This is a genomic window from Phytohabitans sp. LZ39 (assembly GCF_059359075.1).
The window spans coordinates 76,390-99,201 of record NZ_JCADBM010000017.1 but is presented as its reverse complement, the minus strand read 5'-3'; the positions used below and the strand labels follow the sequence as shown (position 1 = coordinate 99,201).

Below are 22,812 nucleotides of genomic sequence, written 5' to 3'. Positions count from 1 at the left end.
GCGCAGCGGAGCGTTTTCTTGGGGTGCTTTCCCGCGGGCACCGTTCCCGGCCGGCGGCTCGCCAGGGCGAGCCGAAATCCCCGGCCGTCCACTGCCAGGTCCGCGGGACAAGCCCCAACCTGCGACATCCCGACCCGCCGTCCAGGTCCAGATTGTTGGCCGGTATTTCGGTGCTGGCCAGAGCGGGTGTCGCCGGTTCGGCACGGTCGCGCGAGAGGTGGTCTGGGGTGCCTGTGGTGCGTTAGGTGTCCAGGGTGGTGCCGCAAGGCCTTGATCGGCGACGAGGATGGGGCAAGTCCCGGTGATCGTGGTCGTTCAGACCCCCTGGAGGGGGTCCAGATGACCACGATCTACAACACGGCCCGCCGATCAAGGGACCTGTGCGAGCGGAGGCCTGGGTGCGGCCTGACCAGCACCAAAACACCGGCCATCGATCAAGGGGCAAGGCTTCGCAAGCCCGGTGCCCACCACGCTTCGGTGATCGTTAGCCCAAAACCCGCGTCCGTGCCGGCGTGTCACACGGGTTCCGGGCTAACGATCATGACGCATCCCGGATGCTGAGCCACCTCCCCAAACAGTGGGAAAGTCGGCCGGTGACCCGCCGGTCCTTGTGTTTCGCGGCCCGGTCAACCCCTCAGCCGCAGCCAGCGGGCGAAGCCCGGCCATGCCGTATGCCGTCGTCCTCCCGCACGGAGAGCAGACCAGCGCCACGGCCTCCACACCACGACAAAACGCGCCGATCAGACGGCGGCTGGCGGCCCCGGCGCTGCGCCGCTCACACCGTCGCGGCGGTTACTCGCGGCGACGAAACGCCCGTTGCTTCCTGGAGCGCCCATCCAGCAGACATTGTGGACAAACGTCGACAGCCGCCTGGCGCGAGCCCAATCCAGCCGCCCTCGCGTCCTCCCCTCCGGTTGCGCGAGGTGAGCGTGACCAGCGGCGGACGGGTGAGGCCGCGGGAGCAACGGCATGGACCACGACGGGCGTCGCGGTAGCTCAAATCTCTGTCTATATAAGGGATTCAGGGATCGAAGCTGTCTTCGGATCGGTCGAGGGCGAGCCCAGGCGGATGCCCACCTGGGCTCGCCCTCCACGTCGGTCAGATCTCGGCGAGGCTGCCTTCGTACATCTTGTCGATCTCGCCGGTGAAGTTGGCCTCCACCACGCGGCGCTTGATCTTCATGGACGGGGTCATCTCCCCGTCTTCGATCGTGAGATCACGGTGCAGGATCGTGAACTTCTTGACTGTCTCCCACCGGTTGAGCTTGGCGTTCAGCTCCTCGACGTAGCCGGCCACCATCGCCCGGGCCTCGGGCGAGCCGGCGATCTCGGCGTAGGTCTTGCCGGCGTGCGGGCCGCCGGCCGCCCACCCCACGATCGCGTCGGGGTCGAGGGTGACCAGCATCGTGCAGAAGTTGCGGCCCTGGGTGATCACGACCACCTGCGACGTGTACGGGCACAGCGCCTTGAACATGCCCTCGATGTGCGACGGTGCGATGTACTTGCCGCCGGACGTCTTGACCAGGTCCTTCTTGCGGTCGGTGATGCGCAGGAAGCCGTCCGGGTCGAGCTCGCCGATGTCGCCGGTGCGGAAGAAGCCGTCGTCGGTGAACGCGGCGGCCGTCTCCTCGGGCAGGTTGTGGTAGCCGCGCATGACCGGCTTGCCGCGCAGCAGGATCTCACCGTCTTCGGCGATCTTGCATTCGAGGTCGCCCAGCGCGGGGCCGCACGTGCCGATCTTGACCCAGTCGCGCCGGTTGACGAAGTTGCCGGCGCTGGTCTCGGTGAGCCCGTACCCCTCGCCGATCGGTAGGCCCGCCGCCGCGAAGAACTCGGCGATCGGCACCGACAGCGGCGCCGCGCCGGAGACGAGCTTGTGGATGCGGCCGCCGAGGCGGGCCTGGAGCTTGCTGAAGACGAGGCGGTTGGCGAGGCCGTACCGCATCGCGAGGCCGCGCGGCACCGGCTTGCCGGCCTGCTCCAGCGCCACCTTCTGCTTGCCGGTGCGCACCGCCCACGCGAAGATCTTCGCCTTGGCGCCGCCCGCGTCCTGGGCCGACGACACCGCGCGGTTGTACACCTTCTCGAAGATGCGCGGCGCGCCGCACATCAGCGTGGGCTTGACCACCGCGAGGTTGTCGACGAGCTTGTCGAGGCGGCCGTCCACATAGGTCGGCATGCCGACGTGGATGATGCCGGTGATCAGCGTCTTGCCGAACGAGTGGGAGAGGGGCAGCCACAGGTACTGGAGGTCTTCCGGCTCCATCAGGCCCGGTCCGGCCTGCGCGACCGCCTCCCAGCACCACCCGCCGTGCAGCAGCTCGACGCCCTTGGGGCGCCCGGTGGTGCCCGACGTGTAGATCAGCGTGGCCAGGTGGTCGTGGGTGATGCCCTCCACGATCTTTTCGATCATGTCGGGCTCCGCCTTCAACCGCTCGGCGCCCACTTCCTCCAGGTCGGCGAGTGTGGTCTGCGGTGGCGCGGCGGCCGGATCGGCCGGGCCGTCGATGAGCACGACGTGCTTGACGGCCGGCACGCTGGCGCCGGCTAGCTTGCCCGCCTGGGTGGCGTTTTCGGCGATGACGACGGTCGAGCCCGAGTCGCCGATGATGTACGCGACGTCTTCCGGCTCGGTCGTCGGGTAGACCGTGGTGGTCGCGCCGCCCGCGCACATGACGCCGAGGTCGGCCAGCACCCACTCCAGCCGGGTGTTGGAGATGATGGCGACGCGGTCTTCCATGCCGACGCCGAGCCCGATCAGCCCGGCGGCGATCGCCTTGGACCGGCGGCCGATCTCCGACCACTTCAGCCAGACCGGCCCGGAGTCGTCCGGCGCGGGATGGGCCAGTGCCTCGCGGTCGGGAGTCGCCGCGACGCGTTTCAGGAACATGTCCGGTATGGACCGGTAGGGGATATCAAGAGACATAGCTGGGGGCCGCCTCACAAGTCAACAACGTGACCGCCGTCACGCTAGTGTGTTACTGAACGGTAGTGGTGGACCGGCCCTGTCGCCAAGACCCACCGACCTCCCATCCACATCGTGTCTCGGCCCACCACGCCGACTGGGGTTGCGGGGGCGGTGGGACTGGGGGACCATGGGTGGGCCGGTTGCTGTTGAGCTTTCGGAAGTGATCCCGGCCTTTCTCCGGACGGTGGGAGGTCGGGTTTCGCGCTTTCTGGGATCGTCATAGGCGCAGCTCGGTGATCTTCTTGATCAAGGGATCGATTCGCTTTCGCCAGTCCCCGCCCGCGCCGTAGGACCAGGCTATGCAGTCGGCGGCTGCCAATAATGGCTCCTCGTGTCACGTAACTGTGCATATGACAGCTCCTTGAGCGAAGGCATCGCTTTGCGAGCCTTGGCGATGGTTTCCCGGTCCCGGTGATCCTGGCCGTCCATCGATTCCAGGATCAAGGAGCGTGCCGATGCCCGAGTGATCGTCAGATCGCCGAGGAGCTGCTAGAGGCAGGCCTCTCGCGCCGCGACGGCGGGTCCGTCGCAAAGGTAGATCCTCCCGCGCGCCCGGCTTGTCGCGATGACGCCCAGAATCTCCCGGCGGCGGGAGTCTCGCTCTTTCACCATGTGCACGCGCCGCTGCCCGGGTTTGGCGAATCCGCGCAGGATCGTCCGAGCCTTTGGTAAATCGGCTGGTTCGTAGATCGCCGCACAAAGCAGATATGTGCCGTGGCGTTCGGACTCGTCGACGAAGACGTGCACCGCGCCATCTTGGCAGAGCTTCAGGAACCAAACTGTCCGCCGGGCATTTGTGATTTAGCCAAAATGAACGGTCGCACCCTATCGTTCTATAGACAGGGTGCGACCGATCGTCCGGTGCGTTTTGGGACTAGTCGTCGTCCCCGCCACGACCCTTGCCGCTGCGGTCGTCGTCTCCGCCGCGACCGCTGTCGTCGTCTCCGCCGCGACCGCTGTCGTCGTCTCCGCCGCGGCCGCTGTCGTCGTCTCCGCCGCGGCCGCTGTCGTCGTCTCCGCCGCGGCCGCTGTCGTCGCGGTCGTCGTCTCGGTCGGACTTGACGATGGCGCCGGTCTCGCGGTCGACGTAGACCTTGTGCTCCACGCCGCCCTTCACGATCTCGATCTTCCAGGTCGGCCGGCCGTGCTCGAACTCCCGTTCGGTGTCGACCACCGTGCCGCCGCCGGTGGTGGCGAGCGCGATGTCGATCGCCCGGTCGCGGCCGATCGCGTCGGCGGCGGGCGCCGTCGACGTCGGGTCGTCCGACGGGGATGACGCAGACGCCGAGACTGCCACGCCGAAGCCGTCGTCCGCGGCGCCTCCGGTGAGCGCCGCACCCGCCGCCGCCCCGGTCGCGACGATCCCGGCGGCGGCCACCGCGCTGACCAGTACCAGCAATGTCTTGCGTGCCATGACGTACCTCCTTGTCGACATGAGGTTCGCCCGACGCGGCCTAGGGGCGCGCTGTGGCAACGCTAAGGCCGCGCTAAGAGCGCGGCGGCTGAGGCTACGGCCGCGCCAAGAGCTCCAGCGTCACCACCGCGCCACCGGTCGGGGAGTTGGACAGGCGCAGGACCCGCCCGGCGCGGCGGGCGATGTCCAGGCCGAGGCCGGTGGAGCCGGCGCCGCTCTCGCCCCGCTCGCCAGCACCCGCGGGCAGCCCGGGGCCCTCGTCGGTGACGGTCAGCACGCCGTCGCCGCCGAGGCTCACCCCGAACGGTGTGCCGTCCGGCGTGTGCGCGAAGACGTTGCCGAGCAGGGCGTCCACGGCCGCGGCCAGGTCGTCGGCCGCGACCGGCACCGGGAGCGGGCCGTCCACCAGGTCGAGGCGGACGTCGCGGCCGGTGTCCTCGGCGAGCACCGCCCAGAACGCCACCCGGTCGCGGACCACCGCCGCGGCGTCGCACCCGCCGGCCGCCGGTGCCGAGTGGCGGGCGGCGCGGATGAGGCCGCTCACCGCGCGTTCGACGGCGTCGACGCCGGCGGTCACGCGGGCGGCCTCGGCCGGGTCGGCCAGGGCCTCGGCCTCCAGGCGGAGCGCGGTCAGCGGCGTACGCAGGCGGTGCGAGAGGTCGGCGACCTGCTCGCGTTCCTCGCGCAGCAGGTCCTGGATGCGGCCGGCGAGGTGGTTGAGGGCGCCGGCCACGTCGCGCAGCTCGGCCGGGCCGGACGGCGTGGCGCGCGCGGAGAGCTCGGCGCCGGCGAGGCGGTGGGACACAGTGGACAGTTCGGTGATGGAGGCGACGAGCGAGCGGGCCAGCCGGTCGGCGACGAAAAGACCGACCAGCACCAGCGCCACGCCGAGCGCGGCCAGCACCAGCCAGGCGCGGGTCACGCCGCGGGAGAGCTCCTCCGCCGTCACGAACGTGCGCAGCACCACCGTGCCGTCGTCGCGACCCTGGACGCTCACGACGATCTCGCGGCCGCCGTCGACCTTCACGGTCAGGCTCCGGCCGCGCGCCGCCAGCTCCACCGCCGGGGTACGCGGAGCCGGCGCGCCCACCGACGAGCCGTCCGGGAGGTACACGGTGACCGGGCGGCCGGCGCCCGACGCGAGCGAGGCGAGGCCGGCTCGGTCGGTGGTGGCGGCCAGCGGCACCAGGCCCTGCACGTCGGCGGTGGCCGTGACCACCGCGCGGTCCTGCGCCACCGCCCGCACCAGCACGGCGAGCGGCACCAGGAACGCGACAAGCACCAGGCACGCCGTCGCGGTGACGAGCAGCGCGAGCCGCCGCCTCACGAAGGCCCCGGCGCCGACAGGCGCACGCCAACACCCCGCACCGTGTGGAGGTAGCGCGGCTCCTGCGCGGTCTCGCCCAGCTTGCGGCGCAGCCACGAGAGGTGCACGTCGACGGTCTTGTCCGCCCCGCCGTACGGCACCTGCCACACCTCGGTCAGCAGCTCCCGCTTCGTCACCACCTGCCCGGCGCGGGCCGCGAGGTGGTGCAGCAGGTCGAACTCCCGTGGCGTCAGATCGAGCGCCGCCCCCGCCAGCGTCGCCTCCCGCGACCGCGGGTCGACCCGCAGCTCACCGACGAGCACGGCCGACTCGCCCGGGTCGCCGGCCCCGCGCCGCAGCACCGCGCGCACCCGGGCGTCGAGCTGCGCCGCCGTGAACGGCTTAACCACGTAGTCGTCCGCCCCCGCGTCGAGTCCACGCACGATCTCCGCCTCGTCGTCACGTGCGGTGGCGATGATGACCGGCACCGCGCTCACGCCGCGCAGCATGCGGAGCAGCTCGAGCCCGTCGAGGTCGGGCAGGCCCAGGTCGAGCACCACGAGGTCGGGGCGCTCCTGGAGCGCGGTCTGAAGCCCGCTCATGGCGGTGTGCGCGGCGGCCACCGCGTGCCCGCGCTCGCGCAGCGCCCGGATCAGCGGCGTGCGGATCGCGAGATCGTCTTCGATGAGCAGCAGGCGGGCCACACCAGGCAACCTATCCTGCACCCGCACGCCGCGGGACCTGCGTTAACCCTCCCTTAGCGTCGCCCGGCGCCCGCCTTAACGGCGGGCAGGGCATAGTCGGGGAATGCGTAGCCGCGCCGCGTTCGCGATGGTGGGTTGGCTCGTCGCGGCGGCGGTCGCGACGGTCGCCGGCCTCGGCGCGGTGCGGGTGATCGGCGACGGCATCACCGGCACGGCCGCGACCACCCTCACCGAGGAGGAGGTCGCCGAGGCCCTCGCGTCACCGGTGCCGCCGACCACCGCCGGCCCGCGGCCGACCCCGTCGACCACCGCCGGCGCGGGCACCCTCCTCACCCACGACGCCGGCCGCGTCGTGGCCACCTGCGGCGGTGGCCTCGTCACGCTCGTCTCGTGGTCGCCCGCCCAGGGATACCAGGTCACCGACTACGAGAAGGGCCCCGCCGAGGAGGCGGAGGTGACCTTCGACCGGGGCGGCGAGGGGCACGGCAGCGGCGAGGTCGAGCTGCACATCGCCTGCCGCGCCGGCACCCCGGCGATCACCCGCGTCGACGACTAGCCAAAGACAGGGATTTGAGCTGCCGCGATGCCCGTCGTGGTCCAGGCCGCCGCTCCCGCGCCTCACCCTGGTTTCTTGGGTCGCGGTTTTTCGAACCCGCGGGCACTCAGACGCCGAGCTTGGCGGAGCGGAGAAACGCGGCCATCTCGGGGGTGCCGTCGACCTGCACCCGGGCGGCCCGCTGGCGGCCGCTCAGGAAGATCGCCAGCTCGCCGGGCGCGCCCACCAGGCGTACCTGGGCGCCGCCGGAGCCGGCGGTCGTCTCGCCGTACCCGGGTGCCTGGACGCGCACGGCGGCGCGCACCCGGCGCAGGGCGAGCCTGGCCACCCCCTTGGCCCGCCGCCACAGGGCCTCCTGCTGCTCGCGGGGCAGCTCGCGCGGGCGCCAACCGGGGCGGCCGCGGCGGACGTCCTCGTGGTGGATGAAGAACTCCATCGTGTTCGCCGCCGCGTCGGCGAGCGGGTTGCTCACCAGGCTCCACCACGGTGCCGCGCGGACCATGTCGACAAGCTCCGGGTAGGGCCGGGTGGCCAGCGACGTGCGCACCCGCTCGGAGTGGCGGCGCAGCGGGCCGATGAGGATGCCGGCTGCCGCGTCGGGGCGGCGTTCCCGCATCACCAGGTGGGCGGCCAGGTCGCGTGCCGTCCAGCCCTCGCACAGCGTGGGCGCGTCGGGGCCGACCGCGATCAGCAGGTCGGCGAGGAGCTGCCGTTCACTCTGGGCATAGCGGGCCATGCGCCCCAAGTTAGCGCGTGTGACGGCTGACACAGCGGATAAGCGGTCGCCACCAGGCGTTTCCTCCGGTAAGGATAGAGAAGACCAAATAGTGCTTACGGGGGAGTGGTGGCGGAGAGTACCAGCCGGGATGTGTTGGTCCAGGGCCTGCGCATCCTGGGGCGCGCGATCCGCGAAGAGCGCCGCATCTTCGCCGTCTCGGTCGTCGGCAGTGGCGCGTTCGGCCTGCTCACGATCGCCGGTGCGTATGTGGTCGGCGCGATCGTCGGCGACATCGTGGTGCCCGCGGTGGAGGACGGTGAGGCGGACACCGGCCTGCTCTTCCTCGTGGCGGCGGCGCTCGTCGGGCTGAGCCTGCTCAAGGTCGGCTCGATCTTCGCGCGGCGGCTGGGTGCGGCGTTCATGCAGTACCGGCTCCAGGCGTCGTACCGCCGCCAGGTCACCCGCCGCTACCTGGAGCTGCCGGTCGCGTGGCACCAGCGCAACGCCACCGGCACGCTGCTCTCCAACGCCAACTCCGACGTCGAGGCGACCTGGTTTCCGATCGCGCCGCTGCCGTTCGCGGTGGGCACCCTCATCATGCTGGCCGGCGCGTTCGTGTCGCTCTTCGCCACCGACTGGGTGCTCGCGCTGGTCGGCGCGGCCATCTTCCCCGCGCTCTTCGCCCTCAACGTGGTTTACTCCCGCCGCATGGCGCCCCGCCAGACCCGCGCCCAGGCGCTGCGCGGCGAGGTGAGCGCGATCGCGCACGAGAGCTTCGACGGCGCGCTCGTGGTCAAGACGATGGGCCGCGAGGCCGAGGAGACCGCCCGCTTCGCCACCCGCGCGGCCGAGCTGCGCGACTCGCTCATCGCGGTGGGGCGGCTGCGCGGCGTCTTCGACCCGATGCTGGAGACGCTGCCCAGCCTCGGCACGCTCGCCGTGCTCCTGGTCGGCGCCTGGCGGCTGCGGCAGGGCGCGGTGACGGTCACCGAGCTGGTGAGCGTCGCGTTCCTGTTCACGGTGCTGGCGTTTCCGGTGCGGGCGATCGGCTGGGTGCTCGCCGAGCTGCCGCGCAGCGTCGCCGGGTGGGAGCGGGTGCAGCGGGTGCTGACCGCGGACGGCGAGATGCCCTACGGCGCCCGCGCCCGGGGCGGTCGCGGCACGCCCGCGACGCTGCGCTTCGACTCAGTCCACTTCGGATACGAGGACGCGCCCGTCCTTTCGGATGTCTCCTTTACGGTGCCGGCGGGGCGGACCGTGGCGCTGGTCGGACCGACCGGCTCGGGCAAGTCGACGATCGCGTCGCTCGCGGCGCGCCTCGTCGACCCCGCGCACGGCACCGTCTTCCTCGACGACACGCCGCTGACCGCGCTGACCGCCGAGTCGCTGGCCGAGACGATCGCGCTGGTGCCGCAGGTGCCGTTCGTCTTCGACGACAGCGTGCGGGCCAACGTCACGCTCGACCGCCCCGGCGTCTCCGACGAAGACGTGTGGGCGGCGCTGCGGATGGCACAGGCGGAGGGCTTCGTCGCCAGCCTGCCAGAGGGGCTCGACACCCACGTCGGCGAGCGCGGCGCCACGCTCTCCGGCGGGCAGCGGCAGCGGCTCACGCTCTCCCGGGCGCTCGCCGGCCGGCCCGGCCTGCTCGTGCTCGACGACGCCACGAGCGCGGTCGACCCGCGCGTGGAGGCGGCGATCCTCGGCTCGCTGCGGGCCGCCGACCCGCCCGCCACGATCCTCGTCGTCGCGTACCGCCGAGCCACCATCGCCCTCGCCGACGAGGTGGTCTACGTCGAGCACGGCCGGGTGGTGGCGACCGGCACGCACCCGGAGCTGCTGGCCACCGTGCCCGGGTACGCCGACCTCGTCACCGCGTACGAGAAGGCCGAAGCGGAGCGGGAGCGCGAGCGGGCCTACGAGGAAGTCGCATGAGCGCCTGGGCCACCATGCGCCGCGGCCTGGCGCTCTCACCCGAGCTGCGCACCGGCCTGGCCGGCACCCTCGCGCTCGCCGTCGTGTCGATGGTGGGGCGGGCGGCCGTGCCCGTCGCGATCCAGCAGGGCATCGACCGCGGCCTCCGCGCGCCCGGTGGCCCGGACATCGGCGTGGTGAGCACCGTCGTCGGGATCACCGCCGCCGTGCTCGTGGTCACCACGCTCTGCGGCTACCTGATGATGCGCCGCCTCTTCACGGTCAGCGAGACCGCGCTGGCCAACGTGCGGGTGCGCACCTTCCGCCACGTGCACGACCTGTCGATGCTCCACCAGCAGTCGGAGCGGCGCGGCTCGCTCGTCTCCCGGGTGACCAGCGACGTCGACCAGATCACCCAGTTCCTCCAGTGGGGCGGCGTGATCCTGCTGGTCAGCACCGGCCAGGTCGTGGTCACCGTGGTCGTGATGGCCGTGTACTCGTGGCAGCTCACGCTCGTGGTCTTCGCCGCGTTCCTGCCCGCGGTGGCGGTGATCCGGGGCTTCCAGAAGCGCCTCGCCGGCGCGTACGGGATCGTGCGCCAGCGCATGGGCGCGATGCTGGCGGCCATCTCGGAGAGCGTGGTGGGCGCGGCGGTCATCCGCGCGTACGGCGTCTCCGGCCGCACCGCCGGCAAGCTTGACGCGACCATCGACGCGCAGCGGCGGGCGCAGAGCCGGGCGATGACGCTGAGCGTGACGAGCTTCTCGACCGGCGAGCTGGCGTCCGGCCTGGCCCTCGGTTCGGTGGTGGTCGTGGGTGTGCTGCTCGGCGTCGACGGCACGCTGACGGTGGGGCAGCTGACCGCGTTCCTCTTCCTCGTCGCGCTCTTCGTGCAGCCGGTGCAGATCGCCACCGAGGTGCTCAACGAGGCGCAGAACGCGATCGCCGGCTGGCGCCGCGTCCTCGACGTGCTCGACCTCGAACCCGACGTGGCCGACCCGGCCAAGGAGGGCGTCGACCTGCCGCCCGGCCCGCTCGGCATCCGCTTCGCCGGCGTCTCGTACGCCTACCCCGGCGGCCCCACCGTACTGTCCGATGTGGACGTGGAAATCGCGCCGAAGTCGCGGGTGGCGGTCGTGGGCGAGACGGGGAGCGGCAAGACCACGTTCGCGAAGCTGCTCACCCGCCTCATGGACCCGTCGACGGGCGAGGTGCTGCTGTCGGACGCGCCGCTCGACCGGGTGCGCTTCAACTCGTTGCGCAGCCGCGTGGTGATGGTGCCGCAGGACGGGTTCCTCTTCGACGCGACGGTGGCCGACAACGTGCGCTTCGGCCGCCCGGGGCTGGGCTCCGACGGGCTGGCGCTGGCCTTCGCCGAGCTGGGCCTCGCCGACTGGGTCGAGGGCCTGCCGATGGGCCTGGCCACACCGGTCGGCGAGCGCGGCGAGGCGCTGAGCGTGGGCGAGCGGCAGCTGGTGGCGCTGGCCCGCGCGTACGTGGCCGACCCCGACCTGCTCGTGCTCGACGAGGCGACCAGCGCCGTCGACCCGGCGACCGAGGTGCGGCTCCAGCGCACGCTCGACGCGGTGACCCGCGGCCGCACCACGGTGGCGATCGCCCACCGCCTCTCCACGGCCCAGGCCGCCGACGAGGTCATCGTCGTCGACAAGGGCCGCATCGTGCAGCGCGGCCCGCACACCGAGCTGGTCAAGGAACGCGGCTCGGTCTACGCGAGGCTCTACGCCTCCTGGCTCGAACAAACCCGATAACCCAAGCAAATTTGCCCACGTCCGCGTCAGCTGAAGACCGTATGCTCCCGCGGGCCGCCGGCTCCGCCGTGCAAGCCCAAACCTCCGGGCTGCCCCAAGAGGGCAGCCCTCTTGGGCGTGAATTCCGCGGAGGGCTCCCGTGTCACCGGCCAGGCGTGTAGAGGGCTGCCCTCTTGGGTGCGGCGGGTCGGGTGCGGGTGGGCTTGACCCGCGGGCCCGGCAGCGGACGGCCGGGGGTTTCGGCTCGCTCTGCGAGCCGCCGGCCGGGAGCGGTGCCCGCGGGAGCATACGGTCTGCCGCTGACGCGGACGTGGGCAAATCGGTAAATACGCGACCGGGGCCTTACCCGCACGGCCCTCCCAAGCTTGCGTGGCCGGCCCCGGTCGCGGGCTCAGGGTGTGACGGCGCAGCGGCGGCAGAGCACGGGGTGGAGCAGGCGGGCCAGGTCGGCGCGGTCGGCGACCGGGCGGGGAAAGGCGAGCCGGGCCCGGTATTCGCGGCCGGGCGCGCCGAGGGCCACCACGAAGCCGTAGCGGTCGAGGCGCACCACCCGCGGCGGCGGGCCGTCCGGGCCGGTGTGGCCGCTGCCGGCGAGCTGCCGCTGGATGAACTCGGCCATCTCCGGCACGTGGTGGTCGGCGAGGTCGGTCAGCAGGTCCCACTCGACGGCCTGGAGCGGGTCGGGCTCGGCCGCGGCGTACTCGTCGGGATCGATGTCCCGGATGCGGCCGCCCACCTCCAGGCGGACCTCGGCCGGCTCCATGCGGAAGAGCACCTGGCCGCGGCCCACGTCGAGCAGGTCGCCGACGGGGTCGATGTCGACGAAGTCCTGCGCGGCCTGGCGGGCCTCGACGCCGGTGAGCGGGGCGGCCCAGCCGGAGACCCATACGCGGCCGAGCGTCGGCGAGCCGGCCACCGGGGGCACGTCCTGCACGTCGAGCACCACGGCCACGTCGTCGGTGCCCTCGGCCGGGCGCAGGGAGTCGGCGAGCTCGCCACCCGCCGGTACGAGCATCAGCACCCGCCCGGCCGCGTCGGTGGCGTGCCGCACCCGGTGCGGGCTGGGCCGGCAGGCGATGTGCGCGGTGCCGGGGAGCCGGCCGGCGGCCAGGGTGCGGGCGACCTCGGCGGGGGTGGGCTGCATGTCGGGGACCTCCGGCGGTCGGTTAGGTTAGGCTTAGTAAGGGCAGGCTAACCTACTCGAACGGAGTCGTCCACGTGAACCAGGCTCGACCCAAGGCGCGCATCTCGCGGGCGCTCGGCATCCCGCTGACGCGCAAGGACACCAAGTACTTCGAGCGCCGTCCATATCCGCCGGGTGTGCACGGGCGGTCGCGCCGCAAGACCTCCGACTACCAGGTGCGTCTGCTGGAGAAGCAGCGGCTGCGCTTCCAGTACAACATCAGCGAGAAGCAGATGCGCCGCACCTTCGCCGAGGCGCACCGCAGCACCGCCAAGACCGGTGACCTGCTCGTCTCGCTGCTCGAACGCCGCCTGGACGCGGTGGTCTTCCGCGCCGGGCTGGCCCGCACCATCTACCAGGCGCGCCAGGTCGTCGCGCACGGCCACATCACCGTGGACGGCGCCAAGGTGGACCGCCCCTCGTACCGGCTGCGGCCCGGCCAGGTCGTGCGGGTGCGCGAGTCGAGCCGGCAGAAGCCGCCGTTTCAGATCGCGGCCGCCGGCGCGCACGTGGACGGCCCGACCGCGCCGTACCTGTCGACCGACCTGCCCGAGCTGACCACCACGCTGCTGCGCGAGCCGGAGCGCCGCGAGGTGCCGGTGATCTGCGACGAGCAGCTGGTGGTGGAGTTCTACTCGCGCTGAGCGGCGTGGGGGGCGCCCAGGTCTCCGTTGACGTACCGCTGGACGTTGGGCGCCACCGCCGCGACCACGACCTCGACCGGGGCGGAGGCCAGCGGCTCGAGCTTGAGCACGTAGCGGATCATGGCCAACCCGGCCATCTGCGACGCGACAAGGCTGGCCCGCAGCGGCGCCTCCGCCGGGTCGGTGGTGAGCTTGGGCAGTACGTGGCGGATCATCTGCGTGGTCACGAACTCGCGCAGCAGGCGGGCGGTCCACTCGTTGGAGACCGCCGAGCGCATCAGCGCCACCCCGCCCACCCCGGCCGGCGAGTCCCAGATGCGGAGGAAGAACCGCACCAGCCGCTCGCCGATCTCGTCCGGCCCGCCGGAGAGCACCTGCGGGAGCACCTCGCCCGGGTCGATCGGGAAGTTCATGCACGCCTTGAAGAGCTGCTCCTTGGTCCCGAAATAGTGATGGACCAGCGCCGGATCCACACCGGCGCTGGTCGCTATCCCGCGGATGGAGGCCGCCTCGAAGCCCCGCTCGGCGAACGCGTCCCGAGCCGCCGTGAGGATGGACTCACGGGTGTCCGGGTTACCAGGGCGGCGTCCGGTCCGTCGTGCCATGTGCGTCCTTGTTCCTTGCTTCTCGTCAAGCGGTGCGGCGGCGCAGCGTGGCGGCGGCCAACACGAGGGCGACCACGACGCATCCCGCGACGATGCCGAGGTCACGCCAGAGGGTGGCCGTCGCGTCCGCGTTGGCGCCAACCTCCTGGAGGGCCTCCACCGCGTACGACAGCGGCAGCACGTCGCTGATCGCCTCCAGCCAACCCGCCATCTGCTCCCGGGACACGAACAGCCCACACAGCAGGATCTGTGGGACCGCCACGACTGGCATGAACTGTACGGCCTGGAACTCGGTACGTGCGAAGGCGCTACAGAACAGGCCGAGCGCCACGCCGAGCACCGCGTTGACGACCGCGATCAGGATGACCAGCCCGGTGCTGCCCGCCGTGTCGAGGTCGAAGAGCCAGTAGGCCAGCCCGGCCGCCACCGACGCCTGCACGGCCGCGGCGATGCCGAACGCGATCCCGTAGCCGAACAGCAGGTCGAGCCTGCCGAGCGGGGTGGTCAGCAGGCGCTCGAGCGTGCCGGTGGTGCGCTCGCGGAGCATCGCGATGCTCGTCACCAGGAACATGATCACGAACGGGAACACGCCGAGCATGATCAGCGCGATGCGGTCGAAGATCATGGGCTGGTCGTCGAACATGAAGTAGAGCAGGGCGAGCAGCAGCGCCGGCACGACGACGAGCATGGCGATCGTGCGCGGGTCGTGCAGCAGCTGGCGCAGGATGCGGGTGATCGTCGCGCCGAGGATGCGTGGGCTCATGCCGCCACCTGCCTTGCCTGGCGAAGCATGCGCGCTCCGCTTCGCTGCGCGCTCATGCCGCCACCTGTGCCTTGATGAGCCGGAGGAACGCCTCGTCGAGGTCGTCGGTGCCGGCCCTCTCGCGCACCGCCGAGGGGGTGTCGTCGGCGATCAGCGCGCCCTCGCGGATCAGCAGGAGGCGCTCGCACCGCCCCGCCTCGTCCATCACGTGGCTGGAGACCAGGATGGTCGCGCCCCGGCCGGCCAGGTCGTGAAACTGCTTCCACAGCTCGTCGCGGAGGACCGGATCCTGCCCGACGGTCGGCTCGTCGAGCACCAGCAGCTCCGGCTCACCCATGATCGCGCAGGCGAGCGAGGCCCGGCTGCGCTGGCCGCCGGAGAGGGTGCCGACCAGCTGGGTGGCCGCCTTCGCCAACCCGACGTCGGCGATCGCTTGGTCGGCGGTGGCCCGGTCGTAGCCGTAGAGCGCGGCGAAGTAGCGCGCGTTTTCCCGGACGGTGAGGTCGGCGTAGACGCTCGGGGCCTGGGTGAGGTAGCCGACCTTGCTGCGCAGCGGCGCCGACCCGGCCGGCTCGCCGAGCACCTCGATCGAGCCCGACTTGACGACCTGGACGCCCACGATCGCCCGCATGAGGGTGGTCTTGCCGCTGCCGCTGGGGCCGAGGAGCCCGGTCACGCTGCCCCGCGGGATCGAGCACGTGAGCCCGTGCAGCACCCGTCTCTTACCGCGCTCGACAACGAGGTCCCGGACCTCGATCGCGCTGGTCATGATGCCTCCCAAAAACTCATCACCTGATGAACTCAACGCTAGATGAAATCTTGGCCCAGCTCAAGTCGGGCTTTTCGCGGCCTTGACTTCGAGTGGGCTCGAACTGGAAGTCTGTGGACATGACGATGACGGTCAGCGAGGCCGCTGAGCAGGTCGGCCTCACCACGTACACGCTGCGGTGGTACGAGCAGGAGGGCCTGGTCGAGCCGGTCGGCCGCGACTCGGCGGGCCGGCGGCGGTACACCCAGCAGGACCTCGACTGGCTGATCCTGCTGACCCGGCTGCGGCGCACGGGGATGCCGGTGCGGGACATGCGCCAGTACGCGGAGCTGGCCCGGGAGGGCGACAGCACGTTAGGCGCCCGCCGCCGCCTCTTCGAGGCGCACCGCGACCGGGTGCTGGCCCGCATCGCCGAGCTCGAGGAGGACCTGAAGGTCCTCAACTACAAGATCGAGGTGTACGGGAAGATGGAGCAGGAGCTCTGCTGACCGCCGGATGCACATGGTGCGGGGCCAGCCCACTGGGCTGGCCCCGGCCGCTTTCTGGAGAGGTTTCTTCCTAGAGCGCTTTCTTCTGGTGCGGTGGCCAAAAACGTTGGCCGGCTTCGCCGGCCCGGGTGAGCGACGGCCGAAGGCCACCGCTCACCCGGTGAAGGCTTGTTACCACCGCACTAGAGTGCGAGCACCCGGTCGAGGAAGTCGCGGTAGCGGCGCATGGCCACCCGCAACGCCTCGGTGTCCGGAGTCTCCGACTGCCGGCGCGGGTCAAGGTCGACCTGCTCGTCCAGCAGCCGCTCACCGAGCGCGTGCACCGCGCTGGCGACGAGGGCCTGCGCCTGCGCGACCGCCGCCGACGGGTCGTCGACGAAGTTCGCCTTGATCAGGTGCCAGTCCTCCCGGAACCGCTCCGCGGCCTCCTCACTCCAGACCGCGATGTGCGTCTCGGCGAGATCGCCCGGCCTGAGCTGGGTGGCCACCGCGTGATCGTCACCGTGCGCCACCCCCTCGCCGAGCACCGCGAGCGCGGCGGGCGCCCCGGCTCCGACGAGCTCCTCCGCACGGTCGCCCTCGTCACCCTCCGCGTCGACCTCTTCGACAGCGGCGGCGGTGGCTTCTTCCGCCGCCTCGTCCTCGACGGTGATGTCGTCGGCGGCCTCAGCGTCGACCCCGGCCTCGCCATCGGTTGCGGCTTCCGCGTCCGCTGCGGTCTCGCCGTCGGCTTCGGCCTCGGTGTCGGCGGTCGCGGCGGTGACCTCGGCGTCGGCCCGGTCGTCGGTGTCGGCGGCGGCGATGGTCTCGACCTCGTCGTCGCTGTCGGCGGTGGCCTCGCTGTCGGCGGCGGTGGTGGCCTCGGCGTCGGTGGTGGCCTCGTCGTCGGTGTCGGCCTCGGCCTCGGTGTCTGCCGCGGCGAGGATGCCGACCGCGGGAACGTCGTCGGCGGGCGGGGTCCCCCAGTCGTGGTCGTCACCACCGGCCGGCGGGCTGGCCCAGTCGTGGTCGTCGCCGCTGGGCGGACCGCTGGCCGTCAGCGGCGCGACGACCGGCTCCGGGTTGGACCAATCCTTGCCCAACAGCCCGGCGGATGGGCTGACCTCCCGCTCGGCGGCGGCATCTGTGGGTTGAATGATGTCCTCCTCACTGAGTTTCTCTTCAACCGCCCCATCCACCGGCTCCGCCCACGCGTCGGCGAGGGCCGCCCCGTTGATGCCGGGCACGGCCTCAGCGGGAACATCAGCAGGCGAAAGCGGCGTGGAATGCGCGGCAAGCGCGCCAACCTCGACCGGCTGGTCGAGGTCGAGGTCGGGGTCACCACCGGCGCCGTCGCCCGCCCACTCGTCCGCGGTGGCGTCCCCTTCGTCAGCAGCGGATTCGAGAACGCCGCCGTCCCCCTCCGCCCCGGCGTCGGCCGCGCCGGCTTCCGAGCCTCCGTCGTCGGTGCGAGCCTTGGCTTCCGATCCTTCGTCGTCGGTGTCCGCCTCGGCTTCCGGCCCTTCGTCGTCGGCGGAGTCCGTCTCGGCGACGACGCCGTCACCATCAAGGGCGGCCGCCGCCTCGTCGCCGCTCGCCTCGCCCTCGGCCAGACCCGCGCCGGCGTCCACCTCGGACTCACTTTCCGCGGCGGCGTCGGAGTCGCTCTCCGCGGTTGCGTCCGCGTCGGGCTCACTTTCCGCGGCGGCGTCGGCGACGCCTTCTGCGGTGGCGTCGGCTTCGGAGTCGGTCGCGGCGGCTTCGGCGTCCGAGACGGCCGCCGCTTCGGTGTCGGTGTCCCCTGTGGACTCCGCGTCGGTGGTGAGGCCCGCGACCGGCTCGCCCGCGTCGGCCTCCGGCTCGGTGGCGGCCTCGGACTCCGGCTTCGCCTCTACCGCGGCGTCCACCTCCGGTGCGATGGCCGCTCCGGACTCAGGCTCGGTCTCGGCGGCACCCTCCACTTCGGCCCCGGCCTCGGTGAGTGCTTGGGCCTCGGTGTCGGCTTCCGCGAGTGCGTCGCCCTCAGCATCGGCAGAGGGCTCGGCGTCCACTCCATCGACGGCGTCTGCCTCGTCGGTGGTGACGTCCTGTTCGACCGCGTCTGCTCCGTCGCCGGCGTCTGGCTCGGCGAGGGCGTCCGCCTCCTCGGCAGCGTCCCCCTCCTCGGCAGCGTCCCCCTCCTCGGCAGCGTCCCCCTCCTCGGCAGCGTCCGCCTCGTCGGCGGTGCTCGCTTCAACGACGGTGTCTGCCTCGCCATCGGCATCCGCGTCCGCGGGGGTGCTGCTGGCCTCGCCGGCTTCCGGCGTGTCGGTGTCCAAGGCCTCGGCCACTGTGGCGTCAGCGTCCACACCGGACTCGGCTTCGGCATCCGCGGTGTCGGCTTCGGCCGTGGGCTCGGCTTCGTCTTCGGCCTCTGGATCGGTATCGGTCTCGGCCGTGGGCTCAGTTTCGTCTTCGGCGGCTGCCAGGTCGGCGGTCAGGGCCGCGTCGGCATCCGGCTCGGTGTCCTCCGTGCCAGCCGGCTCTTCGAGCGTGGTGGCCGATGCGTCGGGGTCGGCGGCGGTGTCCGCACCGGGCTCGTCCGCTGGCTCCGCCGCGGCGTCCAACTCGTCCACCGTCGCCGGGTCCGCCGTAGCCTCGACCGAGGAGTCCGTCTCGGCCGTCTCGTCGGCTCCGGCATCGAGCTCGGTGCCGCCGTCCGCGTCGGCCTCAACCGTGGCTTCGGCTTCAGCGTCCGGTGTCACCGCGTCCGTCGGCTCGGTGTCCTCGGCCACGTCCGGCTCGGCGGCCAGATCCGCCTCGGGCTGGTCCGCGCCGTCGGTCTCGGCGTCCACATCGGTGTCCACCGCGGCGTCGGCGTCCGCACTCGCCTCAGGGTCGAGCACGGCGTCGGCCTCCGCCTCCGTGTCGGCTTCCGCGTCGGTGTCCGATCCGGCGTCGGTGTCGAGCGCCGCATCGGCGCCCGCGCCCGCGTCTGGGGCGAGCGCGGCTTTGCTCTCAGCCTGGGGCGCCGCCGCCTCGGTCTCGGCCTCCGGCGCCGTGTCGGGCTCGGCCGCCGTCTCGGTGTCCGTCGTGGCCTCAGGTGCGGGCGTCGGATCGATGTCCGTCGTGGCGTCGGGAACGGGCGTCGGGTCGTCGTCTGTGGTCAGCGCCGCGTCCGCCGGCGCGGCGGCCAGGTCTGGCGAGGCGTCCGCCTCGCTCGCGGGCTCAGCCGCCGGGTCGGCCTCCAGTGTCGCCGCGCTGGCCGCCGGGTCAGCGGCGTCGGCCTCCGGGTCCAGCGTCGCGTCCGCCTCGCTCGCGGGCTCCGGCGCCGGGTTGGCCTCCAGCGTCGCTGGGCTGGCGTCCGGGTCGGCGGCGTCGGCCTCCGGGCTCATGGCGGCGCCGGCCTCCAGCGTCGCCGCGCTGGCCGCCGGGTCAGCGGCGTCGGCCTCCGGGTCCAGCGTCGCGTCCGCCTCGCTCGCGGGCTCAGCCGCCGGGTCGGCCTCCAGCGTCGCCGCGCTGGCGTCCGGGTCGGCGGCGTCGGCCTCCGCGTCGGGGGTGGCTTCAGTGGACGGGACGGTGTCCGGGTCTGTGCCGGCGGGCGGGAGGGTGTCGGGAGCGGATACGGCGTCAGGGGCCGTGGGGGCGTCGAGGACGGGCGGGGCGAGGGCGTCAGGGGCGGCCGGGCTCGGGGTGGAGGCTTCGATCAGCTGGCTGGCGATCGGTGGCAGCGGGGACTCCTCGGCCCGGTCGCGGGGGACGATGATCGGGATTTCGGTCGTCGGCTCGTTGATGGCCGACGTCTGGTCGGAGGGCGGGCGCTGGCCGGGCAACAACCCGGCTGGTACCACAGGGATTGCGGCTGTGGTCTCGGTGTCGGCGTGCTCGGAACCTGGCATGGGGGTGGGCTGCATGGCGTGGTGTCCTCCGTCCGCTCGGCTGGGCCCCGGCGAGCGGACGCCGGGGTGCCCGGTGCGCCCGTACGCGATCTTCGGCGGCGCAGCCCACGGGAAGGCGGACATGACGCCGAACCGTTGCGATAGTGGCCCAGCCTGACAACTGGGCACCCCGCCGGAGACCCTGGCGGCGCACCGACAACCTACCGTCCGGCGCTCCTTCGCACAGCCCCCGGAAGAGCACCGATTCCGGTGCGGAACAATTGGACACCGTGGCACTACCCGAACCGCCGAGAAGGCCGTCCGCACTCGACCCGATGATCGCCGCGCGGCTGCGCCGTAACGATGCCGGCCTCGTGGCCGCGATCGTGCGTGAGGAGAGCACCGGCGACGTGCTCATGATGGCGTGGATGGACGACGAGGCGCTGCATCGCACCCTCACGACGGGGCGGGCCACCTACTGGTCGCGCAGCCGCCAGGAGTACTGGGTGAAGGGCGAGACGTCGGGCCACCACCAGTACGTGAAGGCGGTGTCGCTCGACTGTGACGGCGACACCGTGCTGGTCACCGTCGAGCAGGTGGGCGCCGCCTGCCACACCGGCAACCACACGTGCTTCTTCGACGAGCTGCCGGTCAAGACGGGAGCGTCCGCATGACCACCGGAGCGGTCAGTCCAGACCTCGCCACGTTCCGCGGTCTCGCCGCTACCCGCCGCGTGGTGCCGGTGACCCGGCGGCTGCTGGCCGACGGAGAGACGCCCATCGGGGTCTACCGCAAGCTCGCCGGCGGCTCCGGCACGTTCCTGCTGGAGTCGGCCGAGCAGGGGGCGGGCACCGCGTGGTCGCGCTACTCGTTCATCGGCGTGCGCAGCGCCGCCACCCTTGTCGAGCGGGACGGGCGGGCCGTGTGGCTGGGCGCCCCACCCGCCGGCGTGCCGACCGAGGGTGAGGTGGTCGACGTGCTCAAGCAGACGGTCGCCGCCCTCACCAACAACGAGCCGCCGGAAGGCCTGCCGCCGCTCACCGGCGGGATGGTCGGCTACCTGGGCTACGACCTGGTGCGCCGCTTCGAGCGCCTACCCACCCTGGCCGAAGACGACCTGGGGCTGCCCGAGCTCGGCATGATGCTCGCCACCGACCTCGTGGTGCTCGACCACTACGAGGGCGCCGCCATCCTGGTGGCCAACGCGATCGTCCAGGGCGACGACGCCGACGCCGCGTACCACCACGCGGTCGGGCGCCTCGACGCGATGACCACCGCCCTCTCCCGCCCCATCCCGCCGATGATCTCCACAGTGGACAGCCCGCCGGCGGGCGAGGTCCGCAGCCGCACGGAGGCCGGGGCGTACCCGAAGGCGGTCGAGGTGGCCAAGGAGGCGATCCGGGCGGGCGAGTGCTTCCAGATCGTGGTGGCGCAGCGCTTCGAGCGGGAGACCACCGCCGACCCGCTGGACGTCTACCGGGTGCTGCGCACGACCAACCCCAGCCCGTACATGTACCTGCTCCGCTTCGACGACTTCGACATCGTCGGCTCCTCGCCCGAGGCGCACCTCAAGGTGACCGGGCGGACGGCACTGCTGCACCCCATCGCGGGCACCCGGCCGCGCGGCGCGACCCCGGAGGAAGACGGTGGCCTCGCCGCCGAGCTGATCTCCGACCCCAAGGAGCGGGCCGAGCACGTGATGCTCGTCGACCTCGGCCGCAACGACCTCGGGCGGGTCTGCCGGCCGGGCACGGTGGAGGTGCCGGAGTTCGCGACCATCGAGCGCTACAGCCACGTGATGCACATCGTGTCCACCGTGGTCGGTGAGCTGCGCGCGGACCAGACGGCGTTCGACGCGCTGGCCGCCACCTTCCCGGCCGGTACGCTCTCCGGCGCGCCCAAGGTGCGGGCCATGGAGATCATCGAGGAGCTGGAGCCGACCCGCCGCGGGCTGTACGGGGGCACGGTCGGCTACTTCGGCTTCGGCGGCGACATGGACATGGCGATCGCGATCCGCACCGCGCTGATCCGCGGCGGCCGCGCCTACGTGCAGGCGGGCGCGGGGATCGTCGCCGACTCCGACCCGGCGGCGGAGGAGCGGGAGACCCGGAGCAAGGCGGCCGCCGTGCTGGCCGCCATCGCCGCGGCGGAGACGTTGAAACCGGCCCGATGAACGAGCGACGCCAGCTGGCCTATACCGTCGTCCTCTGCCTCGCCGGCGCCGGGCTGGCGCTCTTCGCGGCCACCCGCACCTGGGCGGTCGACGTCGTCGCGCGGCCCGAGCCGCTGCCACCCACCCGCACGGCGCAGACCGGGGGTGACCTGCTGCCCTGGCTGCCGCCCCTGGCGGTCGTCGGGCTCGCCGGGGCCGGCGCGGTCGTGGCCACCCGTCGCGCGGTGCGGCGCTGGCTCGGCGTACTCCTGCTGCTTGTGGGTCTTGGGGTCACGGCCGGCGGCGCCTACGGTCTCGGCGAGACCACCGCGTGGGCCCTGGCCTGCGTGGCCGGTGGGCTGTCGCTCGCCGCGGGCGGCGCGGCCGCCGCCGTGCGCGGGCCTTCCTGGCCGGGCCTGGGTACCCGCTACGAGCGCGCGGCGCGGCGGCCGGCCGACGGCCCGACGGCGGCCTGGGACGCGCTCGACCGCGGCGAAGACCCGACGCTGAGCTGACTGACCAGGCGGCGCACCTCGTCGTGGTGCAGGGCGCGGGCCCGGTCGGCGCAGATGGCCTCCCAGGCGTTGCGCTGGGCGGTGCGCACCCGGGCGTCCCCGACGACGACGCGCTCGACCGTGTCGATCACGCCGACAGCCATCGAAAGGACGGAACGGGGTATCTCGACAAGGCCGCCGGTGTTTTGTGTGCTCATGGTCGCGCTCCGGGACTCGGGTGACGGGCACCGTCGAACAGTCTGCCTGAAGATGATCGTGCGGGAGGTGTGTTTCGGGTCGGTGACCCGACGGTCAAGTGTCCGGCAACAGCCCGGACAGATGGCCATCGCATGGCCGGAACGTGACGCGGCGAACAATGCGCCGGGCAGTGCTGATCGCGCTCGCTTCGCTCGCTGATGCCCGACTGGCCGGCGCGATCCGGCCTCGTCGCTGCGCTCCTCGGGACGGATCTTGCCGACCAGCTCGGGCAGTGCTGATCGCGCTCGCTTCGCTCGCTGATGCCCGACTGGCC

At 72.4% G+C, this 22,812-nt stretch carries 20 protein-coding genes; 8 read left to right on the top strand and 12 right to left on the bottom strand.

Going from position 1 to position 22,812, the window contains the following annotated elements; genetic code table 11:
* Positions 1-1,099: 1,099 nt before the first annotated feature.
* The 5 genes from AC5L36_RS29305 to AC5L36_RS29285 all read right to left on the bottom strand — a co-directional run bounded on the left by AC5L36_RS29305 (position 1,100) and on the right by AC5L36_RS29285 (position 6,392).
* A complete protein-coding gene (locus AC5L36_RS29305; protein WP_441215087.1) occupies positions 1,100-2,926 on the bottom strand; it encodes an AMP-dependent synthetase/ligase in 1,827 nt (608 codons plus the stop codon).
* A gap of 531 nt (positions 2,927-3,457) precedes the next feature.
* On the bottom strand, positions 3,458-3,715 hold the full coding sequence (locus AC5L36_RS29300) for a hypothetical protein (RefSeq protein WP_441215088.1): 258 nt from the start codon (positions 3,713-3,715) through the stop codon (positions 3,458-3,460).
* Between the two features lie 127 nt (positions 3,716-3,842).
* Entirely contained in the window at positions 3,843-4,382 is a 540-nt protein-coding gene (locus AC5L36_RS29295; protein ID WP_441215089.1) for a PepSY domain-containing protein, read from the bottom strand.
* Positions 4,383-4,476: 94 nt separating this feature from the next.
* Entirely contained in the window at positions 4,477-5,709 is a 1,233-nt protein-coding gene (locus AC5L36_RS29290) for a HAMP domain-containing protein (protein ID WP_441215090.1), read from the bottom strand.
* On the bottom strand, positions 5,706-6,392 hold the full coding sequence (locus AC5L36_RS29285) for a response regulator transcription factor (RefSeq protein WP_441215092.1): 687 nt from the start codon (positions 6,390-6,392) through the stop codon (positions 5,706-5,708). The genes AC5L36_RS29290 and AC5L36_RS29285 overlap by 4 nt, the downstream gene beginning before the upstream one ends.
* A 103-nt stretch (positions 6,393-6,495) precedes the next feature.
* Here AC5L36_RS29285 and AC5L36_RS29280 point away from each other — a divergent pair, with 103 nt between their 5' ends.
* Complete coding sequence (locus AC5L36_RS29280) at positions 6,496-6,948, top strand: septum formation initiator (protein WP_441215094.1); 453 nt, start codon at positions 6,496-6,498, stop codon at positions 6,946-6,948.
* A 106-nt stretch (positions 6,949-7,054) separates the two neighbouring features.
* Here the strand turns inward: AC5L36_RS29280 and AC5L36_RS29275 are convergent, their stop codons facing one another.
* Positions 7,055-7,684 (bottom strand): TIGR03085 family metal-binding protein, encoded by a 630-nt coding sequence (locus tag AC5L36_RS29275; protein ID WP_441215095.1) that lies wholly within the window; start codon positions 7,682-7,684, stop codon positions 7,055-7,057.
* A 108-nt stretch (positions 7,685-7,792) separates the two neighbouring features.
* Between AC5L36_RS29275 and AC5L36_RS29270 the strand changes: the two genes are divergently transcribed.
* The gene (locus AC5L36_RS29270; RefSeq protein WP_441215096.1) at positions 7,793-9,598 is read left to right on the top strand and encodes an ABC transporter ATP-binding protein; all 1,806 of its coding nucleotides are present in this window, start codon (positions 7,793-7,795) and stop codon (positions 9,596-9,598) included.
* Entirely contained in the window at positions 9,595-11,346 is a 1,752-nt protein-coding gene (locus AC5L36_RS29265; RefSeq protein WP_441215097.1) for an ABC transporter ATP-binding protein, read from the top strand. Before AC5L36_RS29270 ends, AC5L36_RS29265 begins: the two co-directional genes overlap by 4 nt.
* A gap of 391 nt (positions 11,347-11,737) precedes the next feature.
* Here the strand turns inward: AC5L36_RS29265 and AC5L36_RS29260 are convergent, their stop codons facing one another.
* Positions 11,738-12,490, bottom strand: a complete 753-nt coding sequence (locus AC5L36_RS29260; RefSeq protein WP_441215099.1) for a DUF2470 domain-containing protein — start codon at positions 12,488-12,490, stop codon at positions 11,738-11,740.
* A 74-nt stretch (positions 12,491-12,564) separates the two neighbouring features.
* Here AC5L36_RS29260 and rpsD point away from each other — a divergent pair, with 74 nt between their 5' ends.
* A complete protein-coding gene (rpsD, locus tag AC5L36_RS29255) occupies positions 12,565-13,173 on the top strand; it encodes a 30S ribosomal protein S4 (protein ID WP_441215101.1) in 609 nt (202 codons plus the stop codon).
* Here rpsD and AC5L36_RS29250 read toward each other — a convergent pair.
* The 3 genes from AC5L36_RS29250 to AC5L36_RS29240 are packed head-to-tail and all read right to left on the bottom strand — an operon-like array spanning position 13,161 to position 15,310.
* Positions 13,161-13,778: a TetR/AcrR family transcriptional regulator gene (locus AC5L36_RS29250; RefSeq protein WP_441215103.1), complete on the bottom strand. Its 618-nt coding sequence runs from the start codon at positions 13,776-13,778 to the stop codon at positions 13,161-13,163. The genes rpsD and AC5L36_RS29250 overlap by 13 nt on opposite strands.
* Positions 13,779-13,803: 25 nt before the next feature.
* The gene (locus AC5L36_RS29245; protein WP_441215105.1) at positions 13,804-14,541 is read right to left on the bottom strand and encodes an ABC transporter permease; all 738 of its coding nucleotides are present in this window, start codon (positions 14,539-14,541) and stop codon (positions 13,804-13,806) included.
* A 52-nt stretch (positions 14,542-14,593) separates the two neighbouring features.
* Positions 14,594-15,310 (bottom strand): ABC transporter ATP-binding protein, encoded by a 717-nt coding sequence (locus AC5L36_RS29240; RefSeq protein ID WP_441215106.1) that lies wholly within the window; start codon positions 15,308-15,310, stop codon positions 14,594-14,596.
* A gap of 119 nt (positions 15,311-15,429) precedes the next feature.
* On the opposite strand from AC5L36_RS29240, the gene AC5L36_RS29235 reads away from it, so the two are divergent.
* The gene (locus tag AC5L36_RS29235; RefSeq protein WP_441215108.1) at positions 15,430-15,798 is read left to right on the top strand and encodes a MerR family transcriptional regulator; all 369 of its coding nucleotides are present in this window, start codon (positions 15,430-15,432) and stop codon (positions 15,796-15,798) included.
* Between the two features lie 182 nt (positions 15,799-15,980).
* On the opposite strand, the gene AC5L36_RS29230 is transcribed toward AC5L36_RS29235, so the two are convergent.
* Positions 15,981-19,655: a midas domain-containing protein gene (locus AC5L36_RS29230; RefSeq protein WP_441215110.1), complete on the bottom strand. Its 3,675-nt coding sequence runs from the start codon at positions 19,653-19,655 to the stop codon at positions 15,981-15,983.
* A 269-nt stretch (positions 19,656-19,924) separates the two neighbouring features.
* On the opposite strand from AC5L36_RS29230, the gene hisI reads away from it, so the two are divergent.
* From hisI to AC5L36_RS29215, 3 genes are read left to right on the top strand one after another with little or no spacing between them, the layout of a single operon-like run.
* Positions 19,925-20,308 carry a phosphoribosyl-AMP cyclohydrolase gene (hisI, locus tag AC5L36_RS29225; RefSeq protein ID WP_441215112.1) on the top strand — a complete coding sequence of 128 codons (384 nt, stop codon included), beginning with the start codon at positions 19,925-19,927 and terminating at the stop codon, positions 20,306-20,308.
* Positions 20,305-21,807 carry an anthranilate synthase component I gene (locus tag AC5L36_RS29220; protein WP_441215114.1) on the top strand — a complete coding sequence of 501 codons (1,503 nt, stop codon included), beginning with the start codon at positions 20,305-20,307 and terminating at the stop codon, positions 21,805-21,807. The genes hisI and AC5L36_RS29220 overlap by 4 nt, the downstream gene beginning before the upstream one ends.
* Positions 21,804-22,301, top strand: coding sequence for a Trp biosynthesis-associated membrane protein (locus AC5L36_RS29215; protein WP_441215115.1), 498 nt, complete (start codon positions 21,804-21,806; stop codon positions 22,299-22,301). Before AC5L36_RS29220 ends, AC5L36_RS29215 begins: the two co-directional genes overlap by 4 nt.
* On the opposite strand, the gene AC5L36_RS29210 is transcribed toward AC5L36_RS29215, so the two are convergent.
* Entirely contained in the window at positions 22,214-22,498 is a 285-nt protein-coding gene (locus tag AC5L36_RS29210) for a hypothetical protein (RefSeq protein ID WP_441215411.1), read from the bottom strand. The two genes, AC5L36_RS29215 and AC5L36_RS29210, sit on opposite strands and share 88 nt — an antisense overlap.
* Between the last annotated feature and the right edge of the window lie 314 nt (positions 22,499-22,812).